Source organism: Amphritea balenae, from assembly GCF_003858655.1.
In the GTDB taxonomy this organism is placed as follows: domain Bacteria; phylum Pseudomonadota; class Gammaproteobacteria; order Pseudomonadales; family Balneatricaceae; genus Amphritea; species Amphritea balenae.
Window position 1 is genome coordinate 25,432 of record NZ_RQXV01000004.1, and the last position, 24,459, is coordinate 49,890.

The 24,459-nt window shown below is 49.5% G+C and carries 21 protein-coding genes; 11 read left to right on the plus strand and 10 right to left on the minus strand.

Translation table 11 applies throughout. The annotated features are described in order from the left end of the window. Positions 1-62: 62 nt before the first annotated feature. Together EHS89_RS08545 and EHS89_RS08550 are read right to left on the minus strand one after the other, a co-directional pair. Complete coding sequence (locus tag EHS89_RS08545) at positions 63-719, minus strand: DUF3306 domain-containing protein (RefSeq protein ID WP_124925736.1); 657 nt, start codon at positions 717-719, stop codon at positions 63-65. Beyond that, the gene (locus EHS89_RS08550; protein WP_124925737.1) at positions 709-1,155 is read right to left on the minus strand and encodes a DUF3305 domain-containing protein; all 447 of its coding nucleotides are present in this window, start codon (positions 1,153-1,155) and stop codon (positions 709-711) included. The genes EHS89_RS08545 and EHS89_RS08550 overlap by 11 nt, the downstream gene beginning before the upstream one ends. A 380-nt stretch (positions 1,156-1,535) precedes the next feature. Between EHS89_RS08550 and EHS89_RS08555 the strand changes: the two genes are divergently transcribed. Then, complete coding sequence (locus EHS89_RS08555; RefSeq protein ID WP_124925738.1) at positions 1,536-2,429, plus strand: formate dehydrogenase accessory sulfurtransferase FdhD; 894 nt, start codon at positions 1,536-1,538, stop codon at positions 2,427-2,429. After that, positions 2,426-3,334, plus strand: coding sequence for a helix-turn-helix transcriptional regulator (locus EHS89_RS08560; RefSeq protein WP_211340313.1), 909 nt, complete (start codon positions 2,426-2,428; stop codon positions 3,332-3,334). Before EHS89_RS08555 ends, EHS89_RS08560 begins: the two co-directional genes overlap by 4 nt. 43 nt (positions 3,335-3,377) lie before the next feature. Here the strand turns inward: EHS89_RS08560 and EHS89_RS08565 are convergent, their stop codons facing one another. Next, positions 3,378-5,498, minus strand: coding sequence for a sensor histidine kinase (locus tag EHS89_RS08565; protein ID WP_124925739.1), 2,121 nt, complete (start codon positions 5,496-5,498; stop codon positions 3,378-3,380). Between the two features lie 8 nt (positions 5,499-5,506). Continuing rightward, positions 5,507-6,904, minus strand: coding sequence for a sigma-54-dependent transcriptional regulator (locus EHS89_RS08570; RefSeq protein ID WP_229753735.1), 1,398 nt, complete (start codon positions 6,902-6,904; stop codon positions 5,507-5,509). 349 nt (positions 6,905-7,253) lie between these two features. Between EHS89_RS08570 and EHS89_RS08575 the strand changes: the two genes are divergently transcribed. The 8 genes from EHS89_RS08575 to EHS89_RS08610 all read left to right on the plus strand — a co-directional run bounded on the left by EHS89_RS08575 (position 7,254) and on the right by EHS89_RS08610 (position 14,284). Then, the gene (locus EHS89_RS08575) at positions 7,254-8,081 is read left to right on the plus strand and encodes an ABC transporter substrate-binding protein (RefSeq protein ID WP_124925740.1); all 828 of its coding nucleotides are present in this window, start codon (positions 7,254-7,256) and stop codon (positions 8,079-8,081) included. 55 nt (positions 8,082-8,136) lie between these two features. Further along, positions 8,137-8,826 (plus strand): ABC transporter permease, encoded by a 690-nt coding sequence (locus tag EHS89_RS08580; protein WP_244937378.1) that lies wholly within the window; start codon positions 8,137-8,139, stop codon positions 8,824-8,826. Between the two features lie 43 nt (positions 8,827-8,869). Beyond that, complete coding sequence (locus EHS89_RS08585) at positions 8,870-9,577, plus strand: energy-coupling factor ABC transporter ATP-binding protein (RefSeq protein ID WP_124925741.1); 708 nt, start codon at positions 8,870-8,872, stop codon at positions 9,575-9,577. Continuing rightward, a complete protein-coding gene (mobA, locus tag EHS89_RS21585; RefSeq protein ID WP_124925742.1) occupies positions 9,564-10,688 on the plus strand; it encodes a molybdenum cofactor guanylyltransferase MobA in 1,125 nt (374 codons plus the stop codon). The genes EHS89_RS08585 and mobA overlap by 14 nt, the downstream gene beginning before the upstream one ends. Further along, positions 10,681-11,964, plus strand: coding sequence for a bifunctional molybdopterin-guanine dinucleotide biosynthesis adaptor protein MobB/molybdopterin molybdotransferase MoeA (locus EHS89_RS21240; protein ID WP_124925743.1), 1,284 nt, complete (start codon positions 10,681-10,683; stop codon positions 11,962-11,964). The genes mobA and EHS89_RS21240 overlap by 8 nt, the downstream gene beginning before the upstream one ends. Before the next feature lie 650 nt (positions 11,965-12,614). Beyond that, on the plus strand, positions 12,615-12,929 hold the full coding sequence (locus EHS89_RS08600) for a hypothetical protein (RefSeq protein ID WP_124925744.1): 315 nt from the start codon (positions 12,615-12,617) through the stop codon (positions 12,927-12,929). A 279-nt stretch (positions 12,930-13,208) separates the two neighbouring features. Beyond that, positions 13,209-13,547 (plus strand): hypothetical protein, encoded by a 339-nt coding sequence (locus EHS89_RS21075; protein ID WP_170167453.1) that lies wholly within the window; start codon positions 13,209-13,211, stop codon positions 13,545-13,547. A gap of 68 nt (positions 13,548-13,615) precedes the next feature. After that, positions 13,616-14,284, plus strand: coding sequence for a hypothetical protein (locus EHS89_RS08610; RefSeq protein WP_124925746.1), 669 nt, complete (start codon positions 13,616-13,618; stop codon positions 14,282-14,284). A 55-nt stretch (positions 14,285-14,339) separates the two neighbouring features. Here EHS89_RS08610 and EHS89_RS08615 read toward each other — a convergent pair whose 3' ends face one another. The 5 genes from EHS89_RS08615 to EHS89_RS08635 all read right to left on the minus strand — a co-directional run bounded on the left by EHS89_RS08615 (position 14,340) and on the right by EHS89_RS08635 (position 20,146). Next, the gene (locus tag EHS89_RS08615; RefSeq protein WP_124925747.1) at positions 14,340-14,792 is read right to left on the minus strand and encodes a Crp/Fnr family transcriptional regulator; all 453 of its coding nucleotides are present in this window, start codon (positions 14,790-14,792) and stop codon (positions 14,340-14,342) included. A 200-nt stretch (positions 14,793-14,992) separates the two neighbouring features. Beyond that, positions 14,993-16,306 (minus strand): amino acid aminotransferase, encoded by a 1,314-nt coding sequence (locus tag EHS89_RS08620; protein ID WP_124925748.1) that lies wholly within the window; start codon positions 16,304-16,306, stop codon positions 14,993-14,995. Between the two features lie 104 nt (positions 16,307-16,410). Beyond that, entirely contained in the window at positions 16,411-17,823 is a 1,413-nt protein-coding gene (locus EHS89_RS08625; RefSeq protein WP_124925749.1) for a sodium-dependent transporter, read from the minus strand. Between the two features lie 201 nt (positions 17,824-18,024). Next, positions 18,025-19,065: a 4-hydroxyphenylpyruvate dioxygenase gene (hppD, locus tag EHS89_RS08630; RefSeq protein WP_124925750.1), complete on the minus strand. Its 1,041-nt coding sequence runs from the start codon at positions 19,063-19,065 to the stop codon at positions 18,025-18,027. A gap of 184 nt (positions 19,066-19,249) precedes the next feature. Beyond that, positions 19,250-20,146, minus strand: coding sequence for a LysR family transcriptional regulator (locus EHS89_RS08635; RefSeq protein WP_124925751.1), 897 nt, complete (start codon positions 20,144-20,146; stop codon positions 19,250-19,252). Positions 20,147-20,329: 183 nt separating this feature from the next. Here EHS89_RS08635 and ipdC point away from each other — a divergent pair, with 183 nt between their 5' ends. Beyond that, complete coding sequence (gene ipdC / locus EHS89_RS08640) at positions 20,330-21,973, plus strand: indolepyruvate/phenylpyruvate decarboxylase (RefSeq protein WP_124925752.1); 1,644 nt, start codon at positions 20,330-20,332, stop codon at positions 21,971-21,973. A gap of 13 nt (positions 21,974-21,986) precedes the next feature. Here the strand turns inward: ipdC and EHS89_RS08645 are convergent, their stop codons facing one another. Next, on the minus strand, positions 21,987-24,263 hold the full coding sequence (locus tag EHS89_RS08645) for a transporter substrate-binding domain-containing diguanylate cyclase (RefSeq protein WP_170167454.1): 2,277 nt from the start codon (positions 24,261-24,263) through the stop codon (positions 21,987-21,989). Positions 24,264-24,459 lie beyond the last annotated feature (196 nt).

Sequence of the window (24,459 nt, forward strand, 5' to 3'; positions counted from 1 at the left end):
ATTTGCTTTGTGGTGGGACAAATTGTCTGCCTGCCCCGGGGCGGATGTATCAATTCGGCGCGTTAGCCTTCCAGGTCAGCATCACCCAATGAGTCCTCTTCGTCGTTGTCAGTCGCTACAGCGCTGGTTTTAACCGAGTCCAGTGCGGTGCTTTGTGTCAATTGGTCAGGGGATTCATCGGTGCTTGCTTCGGTACTTTCTTCGGTGTTTTCTGCCGAATTTTCTAGAGAGCTGGCATCGGTTATTTCGTCACTGATCTCATTTACGACCTGCTCCTGCTTGTCCTGCATCCAGCTACGCATTCTGGCAACCACCTCTTGTGACAAGGCGGGCATCTTGCTGAAGTCTTCGTCGTAGTCATTGAGACCGTCGACGATATTGAACTGAGGTAGATTGAATAGTTTACGCAGGGCCAGATTGCGCAGTTCGTCACTGACGCCGGATGAGAGAAACTGACTGTAATCAGACGCTTCACTGAGGCTCTCAATGGCCGGCATATCAGCATCGGTCAGCGGTATAGGATCGTCATGTTCAGCATTCTGGTCTGGATTGCTGTCCGATTTGCCCGCCGTTACTGAAATCTCGTCGGTTACTTCATCTGAGATCGGTGCCAGCGCTTGCGGATCATGTTCTGGCCTGGTTTCGACCTCTACAGCAGGCGCAGAGGATTGCTCCGTTTTGCGGCGTGACCAGCGTGAAAGAAAGGTTTCATCGTTCACTGCTGCGCCCCTTGCCTCGTTTCTTCTTTTTCTTGCCTTCTTCGATCAGCTCACCATGAATACCCAGATAGCTATCGATCCAGCATTGCACTGCCGCGGGCATCGGTGTTTCCAGCAGCTGATGTTCACCATCCATGAAGGAGGCTGCTTCATCCTGGCTGGCGGTCATATGCATCGGAATTAATTCACCGCTGGATTCGTCTTCATCGCATAGCAGAAACAGATGCGGTGATGTTGAGTTCAGATTGAAGCGATAAGCGGTGCGTTCATCTTTATGTAGCTCCAGGGCCAGACTGGTATAACCATCGCCTTTTGTTGCATCGGGACATAAATCCCGAATGCTCCAGCGTTCGGTTTCCCAGCCGCGTGTCAGTACAGTTTCGTGTTGCAGGCTGACCTGCATGGGCCAACGGTCATTGCTTTTGCTGGCGGTCATAATCTGACTCCCTGTTATTTTTCTGGTTACAGAGTGATTAATAAAACGCTCTATAAAGGTTCGCTTTATAGAAGTTGGTTAAATGACTCTGCAAAGGGCGGGCCAGCACTCAGGTTTAGGGGTAGGAAGAAGGGTGGGATGGAGGATAGAGCAGGATTGAGAGGGGATTGTGAGGAGGCAAGGTTACTTATAGCCCGATCTTGACGGTGAACAGGGTGGTAAAAAAGGGGCAGCTTTGTTTCGAAGTGGGACATTTTGTCCCAGTGGTGTATGTGGCGTATCTGGGAGAACTGTCGGTTTATGCTGTTAACACTGTATCTGGAGAGGAGGAACAGAAATTGCAGACAGTCATTTAACGATAAAAGTCAGAGTGAATGCCAATGAATACTGAAAGTGCGCAGCCGTTGCTGAGTCAGGCGGTGGCAGAGTTAACCGAATCGGTACGGGTTATCGACGAAAATGGTGAGAGCCGGGTCGTGCAGATCGCCTGCGAACGACCGCTTACTATTTATCTGAATAAACGGGAGATTGTTACCCTGATGACCTTGGGGGGAGATCCCGAAGCGCTGGTGCTGGGATACCTGCGTAATCAGGGATTTATCCATCGTCTGGAAGAAGTATTAGCGATTCAGGTGGACTGGGAGGTTGAATCAGCCGCAGTAGTGACTGATGGCGAACCGGAAGGGTTGGAGGAGAAACTACAACAGCGTACCGTGACCTCGGGTTGTGGTCAGGGCACTATGTTTGGCAGCGTAATGGATAAGCTGGCAGAGGTTTCATTGCCTAGGGCTGAAGTGAAACAGAGTACGGTGTATGGCTTGTTACATAACCTCAATCTGCACAATGAAACTTATAAGAATGCCGGCGGTGTACACGGCTGCGCTATCTGTGAAGAGGATCAGGTGATCGCCTTTGTCGAAGATGTGGGTCGGCATAATGCAGTAGATACGTTAGCCGGCAGAATGTGGCTGGATGGCATCAGCGAGGCGAATAAAACCTTCTATACCACCGGGCGACTGACCTCGGAGATGGTGATAAAGGTGGCGCAAATAGGTATCCCGGTGCTGTTGTCTCGTTCCGGTGTAACACAGATGGGCCTGGGACTGGCCCGTGAGCTGGGGATAACAATGCTGGCCCGGGCTAAAGGTAAACACTTTCTGGTGTTCAGTGGTGAAGAGACACTGGAGTTGGATGCCATGCCTCAAGCTAAGACACCAGAAAAGACACAAGCTAAAGGGCAGCAGAGTAACAGAGCAGTGGATGCTATTTCATGAGTAATATGCCAGCGGTGTTTATGAATGTCCGTCAAGTGACGGAGTATCTGAACCTGAATGAGAAAAAGATCTATGCCATGGCGGCCGAGGGGCAGATTCCGGCGACTAAGCTAACTGGAAAATGGTTATTCCCCAAAGCGCTGGTGGACCGTTGGTTACTTGAGAGCTGTCATGGTGGTCTGATGACCGACCGGCTGATTTTAGGTGGTAGCGATGACCCTCTGTTGCAGGCGGTGGCAATCCGCTTAACCCATAAGCTCAGAACTAAGGCGTTGTTTGGCTATACCGTGACCGGCACTAAGCTGGGTCTGGAGCTGTTAGCTAAAGGGCATGCCGATGCTTGCGCCATCCACTGGGGACGGATGGAAGAAAGTGAGGTGCGACATCCAGCCTTGTTGCAGCAATATCCTGAGTCCCGAAACTGGATTCTGGTGCACCTTTTCTGCCGTAGCCAGGGGTTGGTTGTTCGTAGCCAGGATCAGTATCGATTGGAAGATCCGCTGCAGGCACTGGATTACCGGACCCGTTGGGTGGTACGCCAGGAAGGCGCAGGCGCCCAGCGTTTTCTGAAAGAGTGGTTAGTAGGTCATGCTCGTCCTTATGAGCAGCTTACGGTGAGCAGTACTGTTTTTTCTGAGCGTGAGCTGGCATCCGCTATAGCCAAGGGTGAAGCAGATATAGGCCCAGGGACACTCAGTGCTGCAAAAGAGTTTGGTCTGGGATTTATTCCCGGCTGCGAGGAAAGTTTCGATCTGGTGGTGCCGCGTAATGTCTATTTTCGTCGTTTACTTCAGCAGCTATTTGAATTCCTGCAAAGCCCGGATGGCATCATGCTGGCACAAAACCTCCAGGGCTATGATCTGAGTCGCAGCGGCCGGTTGGTGTGGAGTGCCGATGGCGAATAAAGTTCTTTATACCTCTTAAAACGACCTTTGATCCATCGTTGGCTTATTCGCTGGTCAGGGCGCGGCGATTAGTCCGGTCAGCTGCTGCCAGTCCGTCGAGAATACCCTCCAGTTCGTTATCTGTGGATATGTTTGCCTGTTGCAGCAGGTAGACCGAAAAGACAGTGCCTTCTCCCAGCCTGGACGATACGGTGATATCGCCACCATGACGCCGGATAATGCCGTAACTCACTGAAAGACCAAGGCCTGTGCCGCTTTCTTTGGTGGTAAAGAAAGGATCGAAGATATGTTTCAGGTTATCTTCACTGATTCCTTTGCCACGATCCTTGATCTGTATAACCACACCTTTGATTTCACCGTCCTCAAGCCAGTTGGCAGTGTGTAGCTGGACTTTGCCCGGTCCTTCCAGAGCGTGAGACGCGTTGATTATAAGATTGACCAGTACCTGTTGTAGCTGTTGGTAATTCACTTCTGCCGGACAACTGGCTTTAAAGCTCTTTTCTATTGTGACCTGCTGCTTTTCAAGCGCATGGGACACCAGTAACAAGGTGTCTTCTATCAGCGGGCTGATCTGATGGCTTTCATAGCCGTCAACGTAATGATCCGGACGACTGTACTGGAGAAGATTGTTAATCAGTGACCGAATGCGATATACCTGTCGGATGATCATATCGACCTCTTCCCGGGCCGGTTCTACGGCATCACCCAGCTCTGCTACCAGAAGATCGATGTTACCCAGTATCACCGCTGCGGGGTTGTTGATCTCGTGTGCGATACCTGCGGTCAGCTCACCTAATACTGCCAGTTTTTCATTATCTAATAGTTTTTCCCGGGTGGTTTTCAGTAGGCGTATATGCTGTTTAAGGGCCTCTGTTCTGTTACGCAGTGAACGGGTGCGCTGTTCTACCGTAAGCTCCAGTTGGTCCCTGGCCTGGAGTATCTCCTGCTCCCGACTCTCTAACAGATCCAGCATAGCGTCGAACTGTCGGGCCAGGTCGACCAGTTCGTCTGAGGTGTTGAGTTGACCGATACGGGGTTGAATTGAACCATCATCGCGTACTGAGGTAACCACCGAATGGATTCGTGCCAGTGGGTTTAGCAGTAAACGGGTGTGGATAAGTATGACAAACCCGGATACCAGCATGATCAGTCCAATCAGGCTGGCTGATTCGAACAGAGTCTTATAGTAAATTTTGCTGAATGGCGCTTCGGTAAAGCCGGTATAGATCATGCCGATCCGCTTACCGTTCAGGTCAGAGAGAGGCTGATAGGCAGAAACATACCAATCGTTAACTACAAAGGCCCGGTCGAGCCATTTTTGGCCCTGGCCCATAACGTGTTTGTGCACTTCTGCGGAAACCCGGGTGCCGATCGCCCGTTCCTGCAACGACAGTTCTTTGTTACTACCGATACTCTGCTTTTGCGGCACGTTTGTACTGATACGCACATCATCCAGAAACAGTGTGACTGTGCCAATACCCCCTGCCGGAAGTGTGCCTGGGCCGTAAACCAGATCACGAATAGTATCGACAGCCTGGGTGGTATTGTTGAGGATGCTGCCTGAGTCGAGAATACCTATCAGCTTGCCGAACTTATCCTTAACCGGAACCAGTGCTCTCAGTACCATCGCTTTATCTTCTACCGCACGGTTACTGGGAAGCGCCCTTGGGGTTTCGGTTAACGGGATCTGGGCCAGTTTTTCCAGATCGGCGCTGATCCGGTCAAGCATCTGCGAATCCAATACTGTCAGACCTTTAAGTTGCTCTCCCTGGTACAGGCGCGGCAACAGTGATGCTAACGATGGGTCCTTAATATCAGCGATCAGGTCGGTTGGTAGAAAGCGCAGGAAATCCAGTCCACGGCTGTTACGGATCTCCAGCATTTGTATCTGGATGGAACGTTGATCACCCAGTTGCAGGTGGGTGCGAAATTCATAGCTGCCCGCTAACTGATTCAGGGTGTTGAGCTGCTCCTGCTGCATAATATCCAGCGTGCCCTGGGCAACAGCAAGGTCTGCGCTGACCTTCATGTAGAGTTGGCGATCGGTATAACTGCTGGCCCAGTAGGCTGCCATAATGACAAAACCGATAGCCGTGAGGATCAGGGGTAGCAGGGTTAGCAGTAACAGTTTATTGCGTAATGAACTGTTAATTTTATGCCACAACGCCGATATCACAGGCTTAACTCACACTCGGGGGACGGTTCTTCAGCTGCAGCCCAGTTGGAAAGCTTGCGATCCAGAGTCTTGCGTGACACGCCCAGATCACGGGCGGCAGAGGATTTATTACCTTTATGCTGCTCGAGTGTCAGCAGAATATGATGCTTTTCTACCGCCTCCATCGACCAGCCGGCAAAACTAGCGCCGGCTTTTGCCACATCGGCGCTTTGTTCGCGGAAATAATCCGCAGGCAACTTGCCTAGCAGAATGCAGCGTTCAATCAGGTTTTTCAGCTCGCGGATATTGCCCGGCCAATGGTAGTGCTGCATCTCTTTCAGGTCATCGTGACTGAAAGGGATCGCGGGCAGGCTAAGTTCGTGGGCCAGCTTATTAGAAAAATGGTGGATCAGTTCGGGAATATCCTCGCGGCGGTCCCGCAATGGTGGCAGGGTAATACTTAATACATTCAGGCGGTAATAAAGGTCTTCGCGGAAGCGGCCTGCCGCGACTTCCTCTTTTAATTGTCGGTTAGTGGCGGCGATGATTCGCACATCGATATTGATCTCCTGCTCACTGCCGACCGGACGTACCGCTTTCTGCTCCAGAGCTCGCAGTAGTTTGGCCTGCATCAATAGCGGCATTTCGCCGACTTCATCTAGAAACAACGTACCGCCATTGGCGAAGTTGAACAGGCCGTCGCGGGCTTTAATTGCCCCGGTGAATGAGCCTTTAGTGTGGCCAAACAATTCAGCTTCTAAAAGGTCCGGAGAAACCGCACCACAGTTAATAGGTACAAAAGCGCCACGTCGGCTACTGAACTGATGCAGCATCCGCGCTGCCAGTTCTTTACCGGTACCCGATTCGCCTTCAATCATTACCGCAGACGGGGTGGGAGCAACCCGGTGGATAACCTCCTGCACCTGATAAATAGCAGGGCTGTTACCTATCATGCTGGTGGTAGGAAAGGCGCTTTCGACCTCTCGCTGCAGGACAAAATTTGTCCGGGCCATCGCGCGCCGTTCAAGGCAACGATCGACCGCGTTCATCATCTGCTCAAGCCGGAAAGGCTTAAGGATAAAGTCGCTGGCACCGGCCCGTAGCGCCTGGATGGCAGTTTCAAGATCGGCATAAGCGGTCATAAAGATAACGTCGCTGCTGCGTTCAGTTTGCTGTAGTGCTTCGTGCCACTCCATGCCAGAGCGGCCGGGTAGTTTGATATCAACAATCAGCAGATCGAAGTGACAGCGTTTGCGTAACTCTTCAGCTTCTTCAACACTGCCGGCGGTTTCCACCAGGGCAAATTTTTTCTGCAGAGCCTTATTCAGGAAGCTACACATTCCCGGTTCATCATCGACAACCAGAACTGAAACTGCCATCGGATTAGAATCGGACTTATTTGAATCCATTTTCATTAAAGTCTCTCTGCATAACCTCAACGGAGGAGGTTGAGGTCGGAATTAATTGCGCTCGGGACAAAATGTCCCGCTGAATGTATTGGTTGGTCATTATGACCCATAAGTCCGGTTTTGCGGATACAACTATTGTCTTGGTTGCTCTGGATCAATCTCGGCAACAAAAAATAGCAATAACAGCAGGGGCCTTGCGATACGGGGTTTTAGCCCGACTCTAGCGCAGTGTTTTTAGCCTGACAGGGGGTTGGCATTCAAATTGCTCTATAGAGGATAAGTAATGGGGGAGTAGCCAGGTAAAAAGGCTGCAGCTACAAAAAATGATCAACCACTCTTTTTGAGCGTAATAACAATGAAAAAATGGATCACATCACTGTTGTCCGCAGCGCTGCTTAGCTGCCTGTCGCTCTCTGTGCTGGCAGAAGAAAATATTATCCGACTGGCAACCACAACCAGCACCTACAATTCTGGTCTGCTGAATAAACTGTTGCCGGTATTTGAACAAAAGTTCGGCACCAAAGTTCACGTGATTGCGGTTGGCACCGGTAAAGCGCTGCGCATGGGGCGGGATGGTGATGTTGACCTGGTTATGACCCACGCTCCGATCGCTGAAAAAGCATTTATCGATCAGGGCCATGGGGTCGAGCCGAAAAGCGTGATGTATAACGATTTTGTGCTGATCGGGCCGGACTCTGATCCTGCTGCAATCAAAGGTGCAGCTGATGTAGCTGAGGCGTTGCGTGCAATTGCCGACAGCAAGGCACAGTTTATCTCCCGCGGTGATGATTCAGGTACCCATAAGAAAGAGTTGAAGCTATGGCAGATGTCGGGATCAGCCCCAGGTTTTGATGGCTATAAAGAGATCGGTCAGGGCATGGGTAAAGTGCTACAGGTCTCCGATGAACTGCAAGGTTATACCATGACCGATCGTGGCACCTGGCTGGCTTATCAGGCGCGCTTGCAGCTTAAATTGATGGTCGCAGGTGATCAGCGTTTATTTAATCCTTATCAGGTGATTCTGGTGAATCCTGAGCGTTATCAAGGGCTGAATACTAAAGGCGCACGGGATTTAGCGCAGTGGTTAGTTTCAACGGAGGGGCAACGCATGATCAATGATTTCCGAATCAATGGTGAAGTGCTGTTCCATGGTTCAGCGCAACAGGCCGTGACAATTAACTAATGGCGCTGATTAACGAGTCAATAAATTTTGGTAGTGGTTGGTGATGGAGTCAGGATTGCTCGCTACCTGTATGGCTGCACTGGATCTGCTATTTAGCGGTGATGCCGAGTTGTGGAGCATCATCTGGGTATCGTTCAGGGTTTCGATTACGGCCATCCTACTGTCTCTCGTGCCAGCTATCGCAGTGGGCTTTATGCTGGCGATGATCGATTTTCCCGGCCGCTGGATGGTTATCGCGTTGTTTAATGCCCTGATGGCTATTCCCACGGTCGTAGTCGGTCTGACGTTATACCTGTTGCTTTCACGTAGTGGCCCCTTCGGAGAGATGCATCTGTTATTTAGTCAGCCGGCCATGGTGATCGGTCAGGTGTTGCTCTGTGTGCCTGTGTTGGTATGTATGAGTCATTCGGCATTTCAGGGACTAGATCGCCGAGCATGGGAAACCGCGCGTACCTTAGGTGCACACTGCAGCCGCGCTGCAATTACCATGGTTTGCGAAGCACGGTTTGCTCTGCTGGCCGCGGTATTAGCAGGCTTCAGTCGGATTATTTCTGAAGTGGGTTGTTCGATGATGGTGGGCGGTAACATTCTTAGTTACACCCGTAACATCCCGACAGCGATCGCGTTGGAAACCAGTAAAGGGGAGTTTGCGCAGGGTGTTGCATTAGGTTTAGTGCTGCTGTTACTGGCATTGGTTTTGAATTTCACCCTGGCTTCAGTAAGAGGCAAAGGGCAGTTGGTTTGATCGGGTTGCCTTCAATAGGTGGGCATCTGTTAAGAGGTAAAGTATGAGCCTTGAATTAAACGTAGATAATCTGGTTAAAAGTTTTGGCCAGCGCAAGCTGTTTCATGTAGATCAGTTGCGTGTTGGTGAAGGTGAAAGCCTGCATCTGAGTGGCGAAAATGGGAGTGGGAAAACCACTCTGATGAAGATCCTGGCTGGTCTGGAAAGACCTTGTAGCGGCCGTGTTATGGTGACGCCCAAGGCCCGGCGCTGGTGGTCGGACCGGATTCACCCACAAGTGATCTATCTGCATCAGACACCTTACATCTTTAGCGGGGATGTACGGGATAACGTAGCCTATGGTCTAAGGCTACGTAGCTATAGTCGCCGGGATGTCAAACTTAAAGTACAGCAGGCTCTGGCCTGGGCCCGCCTTGAACATTTAGCTGAGCAGCCCGCCTATGCCCTTTCCGGAGGAGAGAAACAGCGATTGGCGCTGGCCCGGGCGTGGATACTGGCGCCAAGTTTATTGTTGCTGGATGAGCCGACGGCGAATCTTGATCAACACTCGGTCAGAGCGGTGTCGGAGCTGGTAACCCAGTTGCTGGACAAGGGAACAACCGTGATGGTTTCCAGTCATCAGAAGAATGCCGTCACCGATCTGTGTGGCCGTCGCCTGCACCTTGAGAACCTTGCTTTGCAGGAACTAGGTAACGCCTTCAGCAATGAATTAAATAATGAGCCGGAGTTGAAATACTATGTCCAACACTGATCAGATTACTGCAGTCATCCTGGCCGGCGGAATGGCCCGACGCATGGGGGGAATCGATAAAGGCTGGATGGGGCTGGATGGCAAACCGTTGATCCGTCATGTGCTGGATCGTATCCAGCCGCAGACCGGACGCTGCCTGATCAATGCCAATCGTAGCCTTGATGCATATGGCACGCTTGGTTTGCCGGTTGTCACAGATCTGGCTGGTGATTTCGAAGGGCCGCTCATGGGTATTGCCACCGGCTTGCACCACGCTGCGACGGAGTGGGTTCTGTTTGCCCCTTGCGATAGTCCATTTCTGCCCGTTGATCTGGCCGAACGAATGTTGTCCCAGGCTGAAGAGCAGAGCGCTGATATCGCAGTGGCCCATGATGGTAAGCGCTTACAACCGGTAGTGGCTTTGATCAAGCGCAGCTTGCTGGAAAGCCTGCAAGCGGTGTTAGCTGCAGGCGAACGTAAAATTGATCGCTGGTATGCCCAGCACCGTATGATCGAAGTCGATTTTTCAGACAGTCCCGATGGCTTTATCAACGTTAACCGCCGTGATGATCTGGCTGAACTGCAGCAGATGCCAAAGTTGCTGGGGCTTGCGGCCTGGAGTGGGACGGGTAAAACCACGCTATTGAAAAAACTGCTGCCTGAACTGAAGGCATCAGGTATCAGAGTGGGTGTAATAAAGCACGCCCATCACCAGTTTGATATTGATCACCCGGGTAAAGATAGCTATGAACTGCGTCATTCCGGGGCCGATCAGGTGCTGATCTGTTCATCCAATCGTTGGGCGTTGATGGTAGAAGAAAATCAGGGCGATATGCCATCACTGACCCGAATGCTGAGTAAGATGGACTGCTCGAAGCTTGATCTGGTTCTGGTGGAAGGTTACAAAAAAGCGGAAATACCAAAAATTGAACTCTATCGCAGGGCCTTGGAAAAACCCCAGCTGCATGGCGAGGATAATAATATTATCGCGGTGGCCAGTGATGGGCCTATGCAGCTGGCGCGTGACCTGCCGCAACTGGATCTGAATAATACTGACGCCATGGTTGCCTTTATTGAAGACTTTTCTAAGGGTTTTATTAAGAGTGATATGCAGGAGAGTGATCATGGCTGATATGAATAGTTGCTGTGATATCGTGCCGGCTGACATGCTGGCGGTTGAAGAAAGTCTCCGGCGGATACTGGCTGAGGTGAAAAGTGCCCGGGACAGTGAGTCTGTTGCCCTGCCTGATGCCCTTAACCGGGTGCTGGCTGAAGATCAGATCTCGAAGATTAATGTGCCGCAGCATACTAATTCTGCGATGGACGGCTATGCAGTTAATACCGGGAGTCTGTCGGATGAGCCAAATCACCGATTGAAAGTGATCGGCCGTGTCTATGCCGGGGAGTCGTTTACCGGGGACGTTGGCCCCGGAGAAACTGTGGAAATCACCACCGGCGCGACTGTACCTGCAGGTGCCGACAGTATTGTGATCCGCGAGATGACCTCACTGGATGGCGAATGGCTGAGTTTCAGTGGGCGTCCGGGAGCAGGGCAGCATATACGCCAGGCAGGCGAGGATATAGAAGCCGGTGCAGTGGCGCTTACCGCCGGGACTATGATTCGACCTCAGGAGATGGGCTTGCTGGCCTCGCTGGGACTATCACAAGTACCGGTATATCGGCCATTGACGGTAGCGATCTTTTCTACCGGCGATGAAGTGATTGCCCAGGGCCAGCCATTGCCTGAGAACAGCATATACGACACCAACCGCTTTACCCTGCAGGGGATGCTACAGCGCTTAGGCTGCCGGGTTATTGACCTGGGAATCATCGAAGATAACCAGCAAGTCATGGAAAGCACCCTGAGTGAAGCGGCCGGTCAGGCTGATATGGTGATCTCCTCCGGTGGTGTCTCAATGGGGCAGGCGGATTATATTAAGCTGGCCCTGCAAGCTGTGGGCGAAATTAACTTCTGGCGTATTTCGATGCGTCCGGGGCGGCCACTGGCGTTTGGTCAGTTGAGCTCTGGTTCAGGGGCCGTAGCTGGTAAAGAGGCAGATAAGACGCCGTTCTTCGGTTTGCCGGGCAATCCAGTGGCGGTGATGGTGACCTTTCAGCAGTTCGTACAACCGGCCCTGCGTAAAATGATGGGCCAGCGCGACTGGCAACCGGCAAGAATGACCGCTGTTGCGGAGCATACCCTTAAATCACGACTTGATCGGATCGACTATAGCCGCGGCATATACCGTATCAACGAACAGGGCCAGCTAGTGGTCAGCAGTACCGGTGCCCAGGGCTCAGGTATCCTGACTTCGATGGTACAGGCCAATTGCTTGATTGAGATAGGGGAGTCTTTTGCCCAGATCGAGGCCGGGCAACAGGTTTTGATACAGCCTTTTGGTGATTGAAGCCGAAGGCTGAAGGCCGCAGCTCGTTGCTCGAACGCCGCTTCGTGACTTGCTCGTGGCTCGAAAGAGCCAAAAACGTTCTTTTTGGATTATCCAGTATCTCTTTACTTATTACTCCGTAAGGTACGCTTGGCACGGAAATCTATCCCCTTCTGTGCAGCTGAGCATTGCAGGTTACCAATGGATTAGTGCGAGAACTGTCTGAGAGTGCGAAGCGCTCGAGTTTTTGAGCACCCATTGGTAAGCGAAACGCGCAGGGGAGTTGGCGCAGCCAACCAAACCGCGGGGCGGCTTTAGATTGTTAAGACCTTTGGCCGTTTAAAGGTCTTGACCCGTCTTGAAGACGGAAACTGAGTTAAAATTCACTACCAAAGTTGTTACTTACTGATTGCTCGGAAGGCGTGCACGTTTCCAACTGGTAGTTCTGCAGAAAAGTAATTAGTATCAGGGAGTTACAAAATTGTGCATCGGAGCTTATGCGCAACGCAAAAAGAATAACGCGCATGCGCGTTTTCATGGAATCACCGGAGATGGATTTTGCTCAATAATCCTGTTTTATCAATTAGTTATTGTTCTATTTCAGAGTTATACACGCAATACATATGCGCATGCGCACAATTTAGTTGTTATGCACAAAGGAGAGCTATTGCATGGAAAGCAATATTTGGGAAGGTGTTGCAGTTGGGGCGTCTGGTGGTTCAATAGCGGGTATTACTGTTTATCTAATTCAATACCTACATCAAAAGCTGCGTGATTATCTTGAAATGCGCAGCATAAACAAATGGCTTAAAGAGAACTCTACTGGTGGAAAATGGCGCACCACTAGAACCATTGCTAGTTGGACCAACCTCCCTGAAGATCGTGTGCAATATTTGTGTAGCAAGGATAAAGAAATAAAGCTTTCTACTGGTGAAAATGAAGGCTTGTGGGCACACCGTGAAACAGTAAATAAAACGGACTGTTAGTAATGCATTACAAAAACATTAAAGACCGCTCTACGGGCTCGGACCGTCGTTACGCTCCAGCCCTTTGTGTTGAGCGTTAGCTGCAAAGGAGCAATCGTGCCCGTAAATTCATGGGATTCGGATCATTTAGATATACCAGAACGACATCTGAAATTTTCAGAAGCCTACTTACACTCTGCGAGAGTCTTGTGTGAGAACCTCGTAAGATTACCTGCAAGTGAAACTTTCGAGACGGGGTGCGCGTGTCTGTTTAACGCGCGACTTGCGGTAGAGCTATTTTTGAAAGCGGCACTTTTAAAAAAAGATCCGAACATTAGGCTTCACCATGTAATAGAAGAGCTACGTGACGAATACAATAAACATTACCCTGAATCAGAGTTTTTCTGGGACATTCCGTTCACTGTCGAAATCCTGGGGGCTAGGTCACAAGAAGAGAAAGAAGTAATGCATAGAGAGCACCTAAAATCATATCCACAAGATCAAGTGCTACGTTATCCCATGAACAGGCAACGAGAGCCTTGGGAAGCCGCTGCCCAATTTTCTGCTCCTGCGTTTTTGATAAATCTGGATACTATCGAGGCAGATTTTCAAAGGATTCGTGGTGTTATTTTCAACTAACAAGTCAATCAACGCACACCAGAAAGCTAAGCGTTTCGTCAGTCCGTTATTGAGGCGTTAGGGTTACTATGGACATTTGGCAAACAAGAAATGAGTCGTTGAAATTCCTAGAGACAGAGCTTTCTTCTCAAAAAATTATATTAGAGCAGTGTTTTCGTTTAATGGATCACTGTATCGAGATATTTGAAGATAAGTCGGAAACGAGCCCACCGCACAACGTCTGCGCTATTGCATTAGTGAAAGGTAGAAATTACGCCTTAGGTTCTTACGGAATGATGTTGGATGGCTTAGGGCAAGAGGCTGGAGCATTGATGCGTCCAATGGTGGAGTATTTAGAGCTACTGAAGTATTTCAGACTGTTTCCTGAAGATGTAGATTTAGCATTTTCTGGGAAACTCCCCAAAGCAGGAGAAAGGGCAAAGAAAATTAATGGGATACACAAAGAGATCCGTGATCACTTTAATTCGCATTCTTCTCACAGCTCATTTAGCGAACACTCAGTTAAACACTTATTTGAAGCTGATGGGTTTAAATTACGTAAAGTACAGCCTTTAAGTAAAGGAACGCTATTTCGTAATTTGGGTAGTCTGTTTACTCAGTTGTATATTTTGCTGAGAGAGTCTGTCTTGTGTGTTAATTGGCTAGAAGGTGGAATTACTGAAGATCTTGCTGACTTTGTAGATACATTGCATGCAAAAGGCATTGAAGCATTCGAGTTGGATGGCCTTCTAAAGTAACTCCAGCAAGCTGCTTAAGAGTTAGCATCGTAGGTTAGCGCAGCCCAACCCCACCCTATACCTGCATCTGAAACAATCGATCATTAACCTCCCGCAGTCGTCGGCTAAGCTCCCGCGCCAGGTTCATCTGAATCATCGCAAACTGGGTTGGATCCTTTTGATACAGTTCATGAAGTGCCGCCATGGGCAGTTCGATGGCACAGCAGTCTTCTACTGCGCATACTGTGGCGCTGCGCGGGCAGAGGTCGATCAGCGCCATCTCACCAAAGCAGTCGCCCTCTCCAAGGTATCTGATCAGGCAATCTTTGCTCTCCCAGCATTTGGTGATGGAGACTTTACCCTCTTCCAGCACATACAGGGCATCTGCCAGATCGTCCTCGTGAAAGAAGTAGTCATCGGCAGGAACATGAACTGTTTTGGTTCTGGCCATCAGAAACTGCAAAGCCTCGTCGCTGATCCCGCCAAATATCGGCATCTGTTGCAGTGTTGTGAGCGTTGACGTCGGCATGGTTGTTGGCTCCGCTTGATTCAGCCGGCCCTGCGCTTAACCCAGAACTTTACAGCTGATGTACTTGAGTATAAGTCATCGTACGAAATCCATGGCATCACGGGGCTGTAGCCCGTCGAACGATAAAAGGAGGCTAATAGCCTCCTTTTTAATAGTTTGATTTTCAAGCAACGAACAGTGGCGCTTGCGCCACGTTCTGGCTAGCCGCGTAGCGGCGATCTTGCCACTTCAGCTATAGCCTGCATGGCGCGGTTGAAGTTCAGGTCATTGAAGCCAGATAAATTTACCCGGCCGTTATTGACGATATAGATGCCGTAGTCCTGACGTAAACGGCTAATCTCGGACTCTGACAGTGGGAACAGGGAGAACATGCCCCGGCCCTGAGTCAGGAAGGACCAGTCTCTGGAAGGCGCATCTTCACTCAGAGTATTAAATATATTCTGCCGCACCTCGCGTATCCGGGCGCTGATCGTTTCCAGCTCGGCTTGCCACAGTTTACGCAGCTCGCCATCGTTGAGTATCTGCCGTACCAGGCTTGCGCCATGGGCTGGCGGGGTGAAGTAATGCCGTGTGGCCAGTTGCATCCACTGCTTTTCAACCATCCCACGTCGTTGCGTATCGGCGGTCAGCGCCAGCACCATACCGGTACGGTCCCGATACAGGCCGAAGTTTTTTGAGCAGGTGTAGCAAAGCAGTAGTTCTGGCAGCTCGGCGGCCATGATCTGCAGGCCACGACGGTCTTGCTCCAGGCTGTCACCCAAACCATGGTAAGCCATGTCGATGATCGGCAGCAGGCCTTTCTCGTTGCAGATCTGTGCTAACCGATGCCATTCGGCTTCGCTCAGATCCAACCCGGTTGGATTGTGACAGCTGACCTGCAACAGAATTGCATCGCCGGGTTTAGCCGCGCTCAGGCTACTCAGCAGCGCCTCGAAACCGGATGGTCCGGTTTCGGGATCGTAATAGCTGTATTGTTGCAGGGGGAGTCCGGCGGCATTGGCGATAGGGATATGTACCTGCCAGGTAGTATCGCTTAGCCATAGCGAACAGTCGGGATTGTTTTGTGCCAACAGTTCAAATGCTAAGCGCAGGGCGCCAACACCGCCCGGGGTTTGTGCATAGGCGAAACGGGAGGCCAGACTTTCTGCCAGTTGTTCGCCGAATGCCAGGCCAGAAATTGCCTGACAGAAGGGCAGATCGCCGAGGGGACCGATATAGGCTTTATCTTCTTCGGTGTCGACGCGCCACTGTTCGGCGTGCTTCACCGCTGAAAATACCGGAGACTGGTTGATATGGTCACGGTAGACGCCGATACCCAGATCGATCTTATCGGTACGGGTATCCAGACGGAACTGTTGTAACAGCTCAAATATCGGGTCTTCCTGTACCTGACTGCTACTCGCGCCAAGTTGTGGCTTCGCGGCGGATTCCTGCTCTGACAGATCGCCATTAATAGCCTGATTCAGGATTGCTGAACGGCCATCATGATCATTTTGTATTGTTGTTAAAGTCATATTTATTATCTTTTGCTCAGATTGCCGGGTAGCGGTCAGGAAAGAACGGTAAACGATCAGGAAGTGATCGTTTACCGGGGGGCTGAGTCAACAGAAACAGCGCTTTACAGGCTGATCACACCCAGGGCGTTAAGGAAGACAATTACGATGCCTATTGGTGTCAGGTAGCGCATTGCGAACTGCCAGGCTTTAAAGAGCAAGCCCTTGCCCAGGCCTAACTCTTCTTCTGCTACCTTCGATTTGATAACCCATGCGGCAAAGATAGCGACACAGAGACCGCCTAACGGCATCATCAGGTTTGCGGTCAGGAAGTCCATCAGGTCAAAGAATGTCTTACCGAACAGCTTGTGGTTTTCCCAGACATTGAAGGACAGCACAGTACCAAGACCCAATATCCATAAACCAAGACCCGAAGTGACGCAGGCTTTCAGGCGGGAGAACTGACGTTTCTCGGTTAACCAGGAAACCGCAGGTTCGATCAGCGAGATAGCCGAAGTGATAGCAGCTATCGACAGCATGAGGAAGAACAGCACGCCAAACAGAGTACCAAATGGCATCTGGCCGAAAGCGATCGGCAGAGTCACGAAGATCAGTCCCGGACCCGCGCCAGGCTCAAGGCCGTAGGCAAATACGATCGGAAAGATTGCCATACCGGCCAGTAGAGCGACCGCAGTATCGACGATGCCAACTGCCATTGAGGTTTTTACAATGGAGGTGTTTTTTGGCAGGTATGAGCCATACGTCATGATAGCGCCGGATGCCAGACTCAGGGTAAAGAAGGCATGGCCCAGTGCAACCAGCACGCTTTCTGTGGATAACTTGCTGAAGTCAGGGGCAAACAGGAACTCAACACCTTCAATGAAATGGCCGGTGCTCATGGCGTAGCCAACCATTATCAGGATCAGTACCAGCAGACCCGGCATCAGGAAGTTGACCGCTTTTTCTAACCCGGCATTAACGCCCCGGCCAACGATATACATGGTGACGATAACGACCAGTGTGCTCCAGGAAAGCAGACGTATAGGATCGGCCAGCATGCCGCCAAACATCGCACCGGCTTGATCAGGAGTGATATCAACGAAGGCGCCGCTGCCGGCAGTGAATACATAAGACACTGCCCAGCCCGCGATGACGGTATAGAAGCTGAGGATCAGGAAACCGCAGATAACACCCATCCAGCCAACGCTTTTCCACAAGCGGTTGGCTTTGGCTTCAAGCGCCAGAGATTCCATCGCTTCCGCCGGGTTCTTCTGGGCGCGGCGACCGATCATGATTTCAGCCATCATCACCGGGATACCGATTAGCAGAATACAAGCCAGGTAGACCAGTACGAAAGCGCCGCCACCGTTTTCACCTGTAATGTAGGGGAATTTCCAGATATTACCCAGGCCAACGGCAGAACCCGCTGCAGCCAGAATAAAAGCCATACGGCTTGACCATTGAAGGCGTTTTTTTCCAGTTACGACAGCTGAGCTGCCATCTGCTGGTGCTGTGATTGCACCGGTTAGATCAGACATAGGTGTTCCCTGTTTTTATATTTTTGTATTTATCAATTTTCAGGTACAACAACCCCGTCCCCTCTGCATAGAAAAGGAAGTGGGGCTTTAATTTTCTGAGGTTTTGTTCGGACCAGAGCCAGGCATGGCTATTAAGGTTAAAGGGCCTTATATAAGAGCCCTTTTGATTCTGAGACCGTTAGCCTTGCCTGACAGACCTGCTCAAATGACGCCGCGGCGTTCCTGATCGCGTTCGATTGATTCAAACAGCGCCTGGAAGTTACCCTCGCCGAAGCCGTTGTTGTTCTTACGCTGAATCAGTTCGATAAAGATCGGACCGAACAGGTTTTTGGTAAATATTTGCAGCAGATAGCCGGACTCATCACCATCCAGAAGAACCTGGTGGTGTTTAACGCGGGCAGGGTCTTCGGAAACACCGGGTACCCGGTTAAAGACTTCTTCGTAGTAGTCATCGCTGATATCCAGGGTGTCGATTACATCACGATCCAGTTTATCCAACGAGGTCAGCAGATCATTAGAACGGAAGGCGATATGTTGCACGCCAGGGCCATTGTACATATCCAGATATTCGTCGATCTGGTTATTGTTATCGTCTTTGCCTTCATTGATCGGTATGCAGAAATTACCGCATGGGGACTGCAAGGCATAAGAGATCAGCGCCGTTTTTTCACCCTTAATATCAAAATAGCGGACTTCAGTGAAACCAAATACGTCTTTATAGAAATCAGCCCATTTCTGCATGGTGCCTTTATAGACGTTATTGGTCAGATGATCGATATTGATAAAGCCTTTGTCCTCGACGATGACTGGTTGATCGAGGTGGTGAAAATCAGACTCGTAGATGGTGCCTTTGGCGCCAAATTTATCAATAAAATAGATAAGGCTGTCGCCAATGCCAGAGATCGCTGGATAGGGCAGGTCTTTATCGGTGTCAGCTACCGCTTTTGCGCCACGCTGGATCGCTGTTTCAAGTGCATAGTCAGCGTCTTCTACCCGCCACCCCATAGAGCAAATAGCAGGACCATGGCGCTTAGTAAATTCGGCAGAGAATCCCGCTGTTTCATTGTTTAGCAGAAAATGAATATCATTCTGGTTGTAGTAGGTGATGTCTTTAGTGCTGTGTTGCTTTAACTTGGAAAAGCCAAATGCGGTAAAGACGTCGTGCATGAAACCGGAATCGGTGCTGGCAAACTCGGTAAATTCGATGCCTTGTAAACCCAGAGGATTATTCTGATCAGCCATGGTTTTTCCTTTTTTTTATTTTGGTGTTAGATCAGCGCTGTTATGTCAGATCGGCGTAACAGCGGACTAAAATTGACTTAAATCAATTTTAATGGGGCCAATATAAATAAAAAGAATAATATTTAGCTAAACATCATCTATTAATTAGATGATGTTCGGCTTGGTAGAAGATGAGACTGAAGGGCTACTGACTGTACGCGGCGAACTCTGACAGTACCTCGTTGAGAATGACTTCGCCGGCTTTGCCTAGTGGTTGTTCTGCGGAATAGACCAGTTGCGGGGTAAAAGCATGGCGTGAGCCACCCAGGTAATTCAGCTCGATCAGCTTGCCGGTTGCCAGTTCTTCAGAGATCAGCGACAGTGGCATCCAGCCATAGCCCAGGCCCATTAACAGGCAGGTTCTTTTACTGTCGAAACCGTGCAGGTAAAATACTTTATCACCGCCAAACTGCAACAAATCCTGTTTTCCGGTAGTGGTTTCACTGGAATCGTGGATAGTCAGTTCGACATGATTTAGTAACTGGTTCAGATCGATATCAGGTTGTCCTGCCAGGGCATGGTCGCTGGCGGTCACCAGCACCATAGGCACTTCAGGCAGGGGTATGGCGTTCAGTTTCTGGTTGGGAGTGTAATCAACCACCAACATCATGTTGGCTTCATCCTGATCGAAACGCATCTGCACACCGCCCAGAGCTTCGACCTTAATTTGAATCTTGGTGGGGATCTCTTTATCGGCCAGGGCTTTCATCGCTTTCATTACCGGCTCGAGGGGCAGGGCGCCATCAATCACCAGTTCAAATGTCGGTTCCCAGCCTTTGGAATACTGGTCGGCCAGGTTTTCTATTCGCATTGCCTGTTGCAATAACTGGCGACCTTCCTGCCATAGTGCGCGCCCCTGAGGGGTGAGTTCAGCCCGATAACTGCTGCGATCGAAGATGGCGACATCAAATTGTTGTTCCAGTTTCTTTATCTGATAGCTGATTGCCGATTGAGCTTTATGTAGCTTAACGGCCGCTTTAGCAAAACTGCCCTGTTCGATGACGACATCCAGAACGTGTAGGGCTTCGATATCGACCCGCATAGCAAGGCTCCTAATGATCAATATAATTGATAGTGTTGAGTGATTTATTATGCTTTTTTTAGATCAGCTTGGCGAGTAGTGTGATGGCAGTGTTTTTTAGCTGCTTTTCTTACTGCCTGTATTAGTACTTTCATCACTACTTGTATGATTAAAGCCGCGTAATTTTCTTAGAGAGGTTATCCGATGAATCTGGCTGAAGTACTGCTTAACGCGCTGAAAGATCATGGTGTAGAGGAAATTTTTGGTATCCCAGGAGATTTCGCATTACCATTTTTTAAAGTGGCGGAAGAATCTGAAATTCTACCACTCTATACTTTCAGCCATGAGCCGACGGTTGGCTATGCAGCCGACGCCGCAGCCCGTTGCCATGGTAAGCCATCGGTAGCGGCGATTACTTATGGTGCGGGTGGCTTCAATATGGTCAATCCGATAGCCGCTGCTTATGCAGAAAAATCTCCGGTTGTGGTTATTTCTGGTGGACCCGGTGAGGGGGACCGAAGCACAGGTCTGTTGGTTCATCATCAGGCGAAAAGCCTTAATTCTCAGCTGGAAGTGTATAAGGAGGTCACCTGTGATCAGGTGATTTTGAATGATATTGCTCGAGCGCCTGAAGATATAGCCCGGGTACTTGCGAGCTGTATTAAACATTCCCGGCCTGTTTATATCGAGATTCCACGGGATCTGGTGTTCCATGACTGTGAAGAGGTTGTGTCATATAAGCCTGATACTCAGCAGGTACATGAAGCGGCTCTGGATGCCTGCGTATCTGCCACACTTGAACAGCTACAACGGGCGAAATCGCCGGTATTGGTAGTCGGTGTTGAGATTCGTCGTTTCGGTATTGAACAGGAAACGGCGGCGCTGGCCAAGCGCCTGGGGATTCCTGTCGTGACCACTTTGATGGGGCGGGGTTTGTTGAACGGTATGGATGTGCCGTTACAGGGAACTTATCTGGGCGGCGCCGGCGATCCGGAACTTACCCGGCTGGTTGAAGAGTCGGATATGCCGGTATTGTTAGGTGTAATACTGACCGATGGTAATTTCGGCGTATCAGAGAAAAAGATGGACTTCCGTAAGATTATTCTGGCCAGTGATGGCAATGTTTCTATGGGCTATCATATTTATCCGGAGATTCCGCTGCAGTCATTTATTTCTGAACTGAATCGTCGTGCACACAATCTTGAATCTGCCAGTAAGCCGGTGTTACCGGTAGCACAGAATTACCCATGTAACCTGCAAGCCGATGAGCAGAAAATAACGCCGACCGATATAGCCGCAGCGATTAATGATCTGTTTCATAAGCAAGGTGCGATGCCTATTGCTGCGGATATGGGAGATTGCTTCTTTACCACTCTGGATATCGAAGAGACTGACCTTGTGGCTCCTGGTTTCTATGCCACTATGGGCTTCGGCGTACCTGCTGGTTTTGGTATGCAGGCAGCTACGGGTAAACGGCCTATCGTACTGGTGGGTGATGGTGCTTTTCAGATGACCGGTTGGGAGTTGTTGAATGCCCGGCGCTATGGCTGGAATCCGATCGTTATTGTCTTTAATAACAGCAGCTGGGAGATGTTGCGAACCTTTCAACCAGAATCTAAATTCAATGATCTGCCACAGCTTAATTATGCAGGTATTGGCAATGAGCTGGGAGGGGTTGGTCAACGGGTGACAAATCGTGCTGAGTTACAAACAGCGTTAGGGACTGCGGTAGCGGATGAAGATAATTTCTATCTAATAGAAGCAATTATAGAATCGGGCGATCTGTCTAATACGTTGAGTAACTTTGTCGCAGGCATTACTAAAATGCGGGAAGCCGCAGGGCAGTAATCTGTAGGGTAAATTATCGCGGACCATCCGGTATAAGCTCATCTTTACAGATGCAGTTTTTACCGGCGGCTTTAGCGCGATAAAGTGCCTGATCTGCCCGGTGAACAAAACTATCGATAGGTTCACGGGTTTTGTATTCCGTCACCCCGAAACTGCCGGTAATATTCACCTCCTGAGTCAGATTAAAGGGGTGTGATGCAATTGCAGTGCGAAGCTTTTCAGCACTTTGTTCTGCCGCACTGAGATCAGTTTCGGGCAGAATAATCAGGAACTCTTCCCCGCCCCAGCGTCCAAAGTAGTCCGTGAGTCGGCAATTATTTTTTAAGATATCAGCAATCGTTCGTAATACCTTATCGCCTTCATTGTGACCAAGATTGTCATTTACCTGTTTAAAATCATCCAGATCAAAAAAGATAAGTGAGACTGGCCGGTTATATCGATTTGAAATAGCAGTAGTGTCGTTGAGCATATCCCTCAACATTCGACGATTATAAAGGCCGGTTAAATGATCATGTCGTGCCATCTCTTGTAGCTGTAAATTGTGTAACTGGATTATGCGATAACGGTAGGCTAGAAAAATAACAAGTAGCGCTACAACCGAAATTATCTGCCACATCAGGTCGTAATTTGTTTCGTGCTCAAAGGTTAATTTAATCCAGCGATTACGAATAGCCGATTTCTCTTCCGGGGTAATGCTATCGATGGTTTTATTAAGAATGCTGCGCAGCGGTGTGTGTCCTAACTTGGGGTTGATTGCGATGCTAATATCAAAACTATCATGCACCAGGTTGAGAATTTTTATCTCACTGATGTTGTTGTTACTGGCCACACTGCTGATGCTATCTGCTGCATCTATTATCGCAACAGCATCACCCTGCTGAATAAGCAGTAGGCCCTCAAGGAGGGAGGCAACCGGTACTATTTTAGTCTCAGGGTATCTGGCCAGTATGATTTCATGAAATGCTGATTCTTTTACAATAGCGACCGGGTGTCGCAACAGGCGTTGCAGGTCGAGCTCACCATTATAGCTTTTTGATACAGCAAGTACCGCTGGCATGCTCATATAAGGCCGGGTGAAATCCATATACAAGGCGCGGTTATGGGTTTGCATCGCCCCATCAATCAGATCACATTTAGCGACTTTCATTGCCGTAACCGTTTGATTCCAGCTATGGGTGTTAACGGTTTTAAACTTTAAGCCTGAGCGTTGCTGGATGAGTTCAATATAGTCTGGAATGATACCTTCATAGCCGTTATAGGTTAGCTGGCTATAGGGCTCCCAGAGGGGGTCTCCGCAGATATTAAGGGCCGGTGACGAACGAATGAAGGACTGCTCTTCTTTAGTCAGCAGCAGTTGTTTTCCGGGTCTTGGGTCATAAATAAACTGTTCAAATGAATATTCATGATCGATGATATTGAACAGCAGATACAGTTTGGACATTAATTTCAATTGTTCTGCCGAAATAGAACCAAAGTTGCCTTCCTGATCAAAGGCCAGTTCGGCCAGCTTTTTTCCTTCAAAAATCAGCGCCTCTCGACTGCGCTGTTGAGAGTTGTATTTGTTAATAATCAGGTCGGCAGTTTCTTCGATATTATTAAAGGCATATACCCACCCGGCAATGGTTGCACGATGAAACCGCTTCACCAGATCCGGGTTGTTTGCCAGGAAGTCTTCAGATGTAAATAACAGATCCGAATACATACTGAAGCCAAAGTTCTTAGGATGGATAATGTTATAGCCAATGCCTTTTTCTTGCAGTTGATAAGGCTCATTCGATACATAGGATGCCATAGCGTCGGTTTCACCCTTGATCAGAGAGTCGATGTTGAAACTGTGGTCCTGGCGAATGAAATTATCATTACTTAAGCCCGCCTGACGTAACATCGCCAATAATTCGACCTGTTGTTCAGCATCAGTGGTCATCATAATTCGCTTACCGCGAAGGTCGCCAGGTTTAGTGATACCTGATGCTTCAGTCGTGAGTAGCATTAGCGGTGAACTTTGATAAGCGCTCATAAGCGCAACGATTCTGGCTCCCTGAGCTTTTTGTGCCAGAACCGTGGAACGGCCTATAGCAAAGTCCCGTTGGCCTTTAAGGACAATCTCAACCGGATCGGTATTGTTTTCATATTCGTGGATACTGAGATCGATACCGGCGCTTTGGTAATAACCTTTATGGATGGCCATATAATAGCCGGCAAACTGGAACTGATGTTTCCAGAGAAGTTGCAGACTGACCGGTTGTAGGTCCGTGGCGTTGACGGAGAGTGAAACCAGTAATAGTTTCATTCCGAGGCAGACTGTTCTTAACAAGGAACAGGGCATAAAATTATTTACCGAAGTATCTCTATAAAAGCTGCTAAGAACAGAACATATACCTACTTATCTCAGTCCTTGTTACCTTTAAAAGCCATCCATAGTATTACTGCTTAATGGGTTACTTTATTGCGAGTGAAATCCTGTCCAGTAAATTTAGTTTGCATAA

Coding starts and splice junctions, on each gene's coding strand:
- EHS89_RS08550 (WP_124925737.1), bottom strand. CDS start 1,155: ATGACCGCCAGCAAAAGCAATGACCGTTGGCCCATGCAGGTCAGCCTG.
- EHS89_RS08555 (WP_124925738.1), top strand. CDS start 1,536: ATGAATACTGAAAGTGCGCAGCCGTTGCTGAGTCAGGCGGTGGCAGAG.
- EHS89_RS08560 (WP_211340313.1), top strand. CDS start 2,426: ATGAGTAATATGCCAGCGGTGTTTATGAATGTCCGTCAAGTGACGGAG.
- EHS89_RS08570 (WP_229753735.1), bottom strand. CDS start 6,904: ATGAAAATGGATTCAAATAAGTCCGATTCTAATCCGATGGCAGTTTCA.
- EHS89_RS08575 (WP_124925740.1), top strand. CDS start 7,254: ATGAAAAAATGGATCACATCACTGTTGTCCGCAGCGCTGCTTAGCTGC.
- EHS89_RS08585 (WP_124925741.1), top strand. CDS start 8,870: ATGAGCCTTGAATTAAACGTAGATAATCTGGTTAAAAGTTTTGGCCAG.
- mobA (WP_124925742.1), top strand. CDS start 9,564: ATGTCCAACACTGATCAGATTACTGCAGTCATCCTGGCCGGCGGAATG.
- EHS89_RS21240 (WP_124925743.1), top strand. CDS start 10,681: ATGGCTGATATGAATAGTTGCTGTGATATCGTGCCGGCTGACATGCTG.
- EHS89_RS08600 (WP_124925744.1), top strand. CDS start 12,615: ATGGAAAGCAATATTTGGGAAGGTGTTGCAGTTGGGGCGTCTGGTGGT.
- EHS89_RS08610 (WP_124925746.1), top strand. CDS start 13,616: ATGGACATTTGGCAAACAAGAAATGAGTCGTTGAAATTCCTAGAGACA.
- EHS89_RS08615 (WP_124925747.1), bottom strand. CDS start 14,792: ATGCCGACGTCAACGCTCACAACACTGCAACAGATGCCGATATTTGGC.
- EHS89_RS08620 (WP_124925748.1), bottom strand. CDS start 16,306: ATGACTTTAACAACAATACAAAATGATCATGATGGCCGTTCAGCAATC.
- EHS89_RS08625 (WP_124925749.1), bottom strand. CDS start 17,823: ATGTCTGATCTAACCGGTGCAATCACAGCACCAGCAGATGGCAGCTCA.
- hppD (WP_124925750.1), bottom strand. CDS start 19,065: ATGGCTGATCAGAATAATCCTCTGGGTTTACAAGGCATCGAATTTACC.
- EHS89_RS08635 (WP_124925751.1), bottom strand. CDS start 20,146: ATGCGGGTCGATATCGAAGCCCTACACGTTCTGGATGTCGTCATCGAA.
- ipdC (WP_124925752.1), top strand. CDS start 20,330: ATGAATCTGGCTGAAGTACTGCTTAACGCGCTGAAAGATCATGGTGTA.
- EHS89_RS08645 (WP_170167454.1), bottom strand. CDS start 24,263: ATGAAACTATTACTGGTTTCACTCTCCGTCAACGCCACGGACCTACAA.